The sequence below is a fragment of the Shewanella sp. genome (genome assembly GCF_051658185.1).
Classification (GTDB): domain Bacteria; phylum Pseudomonadota; class Gammaproteobacteria; order Enterobacterales; family Shewanellaceae; genus Shewanella.
Genome location: NZ_JBOFMC010000395.1, coordinates 1 through 3,268, shown reverse-complemented (window position 1 = coordinate 3,268; position 3,268 = coordinate 1). Strand labels below are relative to the sequence as shown.

General features: G+C 50.1%; 3 protein-coding genes and 1 pseudogene. All 4 read left to right on the top strand.

The window, feature by feature from the left end; genetic code table 11:
* Window positions 1–785 (top strand): FimV/HubP family polar landmark protein (locus tag ACRCZA_RS14870; protein WP_438675171.1); only part of this gene is annotated, 785 nt, incomplete at its 5' end.
* Window positions 786–887: 102 nt separating this feature from the next.
* The gene (gene truA, locus ACRCZA_RS14865; RefSeq protein ID WP_438675170.1) at window positions 888–1,673 is read left to right on the top strand and encodes a tRNA pseudouridine(38-40) synthase TruA; all 786 of its coding nucleotides are present in this window, start codon (window positions 888–890) and stop codon (window positions 1,671–1,673) included.
* A gap of 60 nt (window positions 1,674–1,733) precedes the next feature.
* Window positions 1,734–3,020 carry a bifunctional tetrahydrofolate synthase/dihydrofolate synthase gene (gene folC, locus ACRCZA_RS14860; protein ID WP_438675169.1) on the top strand — a complete coding sequence of 429 codons (1,287 nt, stop codon included), beginning with the start codon at window positions 1,734–1,736 and terminating at the stop codon, window positions 3,018–3,020.
* Window positions 3,013–3,268 (top strand): annotated as a pseudogene (locus ACRCZA_RS14855) (SPOR domain-containing protein); the annotation flags it as partial. The gene folC and the pseudogene ACRCZA_RS14855, both read left to right, overlap by 8 nt.

Here is a 3,268-nt window from a genome sequence, read left to right as displayed (position 1 = left end):
CCAATAAGCATGCAGATCCCCATGTCCTTGAATGGGATACCGAGCTTGATGTTGTCAGTCAACCGACCACCGCAAGCCCTGTCCCCCCTGCTGCGGCGCCGATAGATGCCCCAGTGGTGGTAAATAAACGCATCGATATGACTGCAACAGAGGCGCAAATTGAACCTTTGCTTGCACCGATGCCTGTGCTCTGGCATCGTTGCAAGCAAATTGAACCTTTGCTTGCAACGATGCCAGAGCACAGGCAGACACCTAGCGATACCGAACCAGAGCTTCAGCTTGATTTAAGTGATGACAGTGTCTTAGCCGCGTTTACCGCTCAGCATTTGGCCGATGATGACGATGTCTTAACGACGGAGGACAGCTTTTTACTCGATGGCGATCATACCTTGACCGTCGATGAGGCCCTTGCCGCGTTGGATGTGCAAGAAAGCCGTGCTTCACAACCCTTTAGTGCAGAGCATGATCTGAGTCGTTTTCAAGATGACTATGGCTTTATCGATATTGATAAGTTACTAAACGATGCCGAGCAGGACAATGCGCCAGTCGATTTATATCCTGAGGTTGACGTCGAGATGAGTAACGTTGAGGCGTTAATTGGCGATGCGGCGATGATTGATGTCGACGATGAAGAAAACTCCGTTAACGCGAAATTGGATCTCGCCCGTGCTTATATCGAAATCGATGACAGTGACAGTGCCAAAGCGTTATTAAAAGAAGTACAAATTGATGGTAATGAACGTCAGCAGGATGAGGCCATTCGCTTACTCAAAGAGATAGGTTAACCCCATCACTTCAATGGAATTGAAAGCGGCGCTCTTTGCGCCGTTTTTTTTACGCTTTGCTGTGATAAAATGCGCCGCTTAATTAACTAAGAGGGTGAGTGGATGCGAATTGCATTAGGTATTGAATATGACGGTAGTGGTTATTTTGGTTGGCAACGTCAAGCCGAAGTCGATTCAGTACAAGGGCAATTAGAACGGGCATTATCTACGGTTGCCAACGAGCCCATTACGCTCTTTTGTGCTGGCCGCACCGACGCAGGCGTACACGCAACTGGCCAAGTGGTGCATTTTGACACCCAAGCGGTGCGTAACATCGGCGCCTGGACCCTAGGGGTGAATGCGAATCTACCGGATAATATTGCCGTGCGTTGGGCTAAAGAGGTGGACGATGGGTTTCATGCACGCTTTTCTGCGACTGCACGGCGCTATCGTTATGTCATTTACAACCATAATTTTCGCCCGGGGATTTTGCGCCATGGCGTGAGCCATTATCACGGCGATATCGATGCCCAAAGGATGCACCAAGCGGCTCAGGCTTTGTTAGGGGAGCAGGATTTCACCAGTTTTCGGGCTGTGCAATGTCAATCGAAAACGCCTTTTCGCAATGTCCATAGCGTTAAGGTGACCCGTCAAGGGATGTATATTATTGTTGATATCGCTGCGAATGCTTTTTTACACCATATGGTGCGTAATATTGTCGGATCACTCCTTGAGATTGGCTTAGGTCATCAGCCCCTTAGTTGGATGGCCGATTTGCTGGCATTAAAAGATCGTAATCAAGCCGCCGCCACCGCCAAACCCCATGGGCTTTATCTGGTTGATGTCACTTACCCTGAACAATATCAACTCCCTAAGTTGGCGCTAGGGCCATTGTTTATGCTCGATTAAAATCATGGACAACGTCACGTTATCGCCGCATTGCCGGGTATCGAAGGAAGGAACTTACCTATGTATAGCGCACAGAAGCTAACAGCACCGCAGGAACACGCCGCATTAGATGAGTGGCTAACCTATTTACTCAGCATTCATCCAACAGAAATTGATATGGGCTTGACCCGTGTCGCCACCGTGGCACAGCGCTTGGCACTGTTGCAGCTCGCACCATCGAAAGTGGTGACGGTGGGGGGCACCAATGGAAAAGGCACCACCTGTGCCATGCTGGAAAATGTGCTGCGTTTAGCCGGATTTACCGTTGGCGTGTATAGCTCGCCGCACCTTATCAACTATAACGAGCGTGTGCGGATTAATGGCAAAGATGCCAGTGATGAGGCGTTTGTCGAGGCTTTTGAGTGCATAGAGGCCGCAAGAGGCGATATCTCTTTAACTTTTTTTGAGTATGCCACCCTTGCGGCTTTAATACTGTTTAAAGCGGCCAAGCTCGACGTGATTATTTTAGAGGTCGGTCTTGGCGGCCGTTTAGATGCGACCAATATTATCGATGCGGATCTCAGTGTGATCACCGCGGTGGATTTAGATCACCAGAGTTACCTTGGTAATACGCGAGAATCCGTCGGCCGTGAAAAAGCGGGAATTTTTCGCCGCGCTCGACCTGCGATTGTCGGCGAGCCCAATTTACCGGTAACAGTAAACGACGTTGCGAAGGACCTTGGAGCCCATTTATACCGAGTGGGCCAAGAGTTTAGCTACCATGAACGGCCTGATAGCTGGGATTACCAAGGGCAAATCCGCACACTGTCAGGCTTACCTTTGCCAACACTGCCATTGCCTAACGCGGCAACTGTGCTTGCCATTATTGAACAGGGTTGGCCAACTCTGAGCGCCGAGGTCATCGCACAAGGGATAAGTACGGCCCGCTTAACTGGCCGCTTAGAGCAGGTGAGTGCTACGCCCTTGATCCTACTTGATGTGGCCCATAATCCCCACGCGGCGCGCTTTTTAGCCCAGCAACTGCAGCCAAGGGTAGGCACTAAGCGTTTATTTGCCCTGTGCGGCATGTTAAAGGATAAGGATATTGCCGGCGTTTTGGCCGTGCTTGAGTCAAAGGTCGATGCTTGGTACTTGTGCAGTTTACAAGGGGAGCGCGGCGCCAGTGCCAGTCATTTACGTCAGAGCCTCAGTCCCGAAGCCAATGCATTTGAATTTGAGGACATAGCCGCAGCATGGACTGCATTAAAAGCGCAAATTCGCCCCGATGATGTGGTAATTGTGTTTGGCTCCTTTTACACTGTCGCAGGATTTAAATCTCTATTTATGCAGGATGTCAGTTTTGTCTAGCCAGTTTCATAATCGTTTAGTCGGCACTGTGGTGCTGGTGGCCCTTGGGGTCATTTTTCTGCCGGATATTTTGGACGGTAAAAAGGATCGTAAAGAAGAGCAGTTTGCCGAGATCCCTTTGCGGCCAATGGCGATTGCCCAAAACCATGCTCCAAATGATGCCAAGGACAATGCTGAGCACAATGCCGACGACATGTCCCCAGAGATGGTTGATACCTTGTCCGCCAAAGGCATCGCAGATGGCAGTG

Coding starts and splice junctions, on each gene's coding strand:
- truA (WP_438675170.1), top strand. CDS start 888: ATGCGAATTGCATTAGGTATTGAATATGACGGTAGTGGTTATTTTGGT.
- folC (WP_438675169.1), top strand. CDS start 1,734: ATGTATAGCGCACAGAAGCTAACAGCACCGCAGGAACACGCCGCATTA.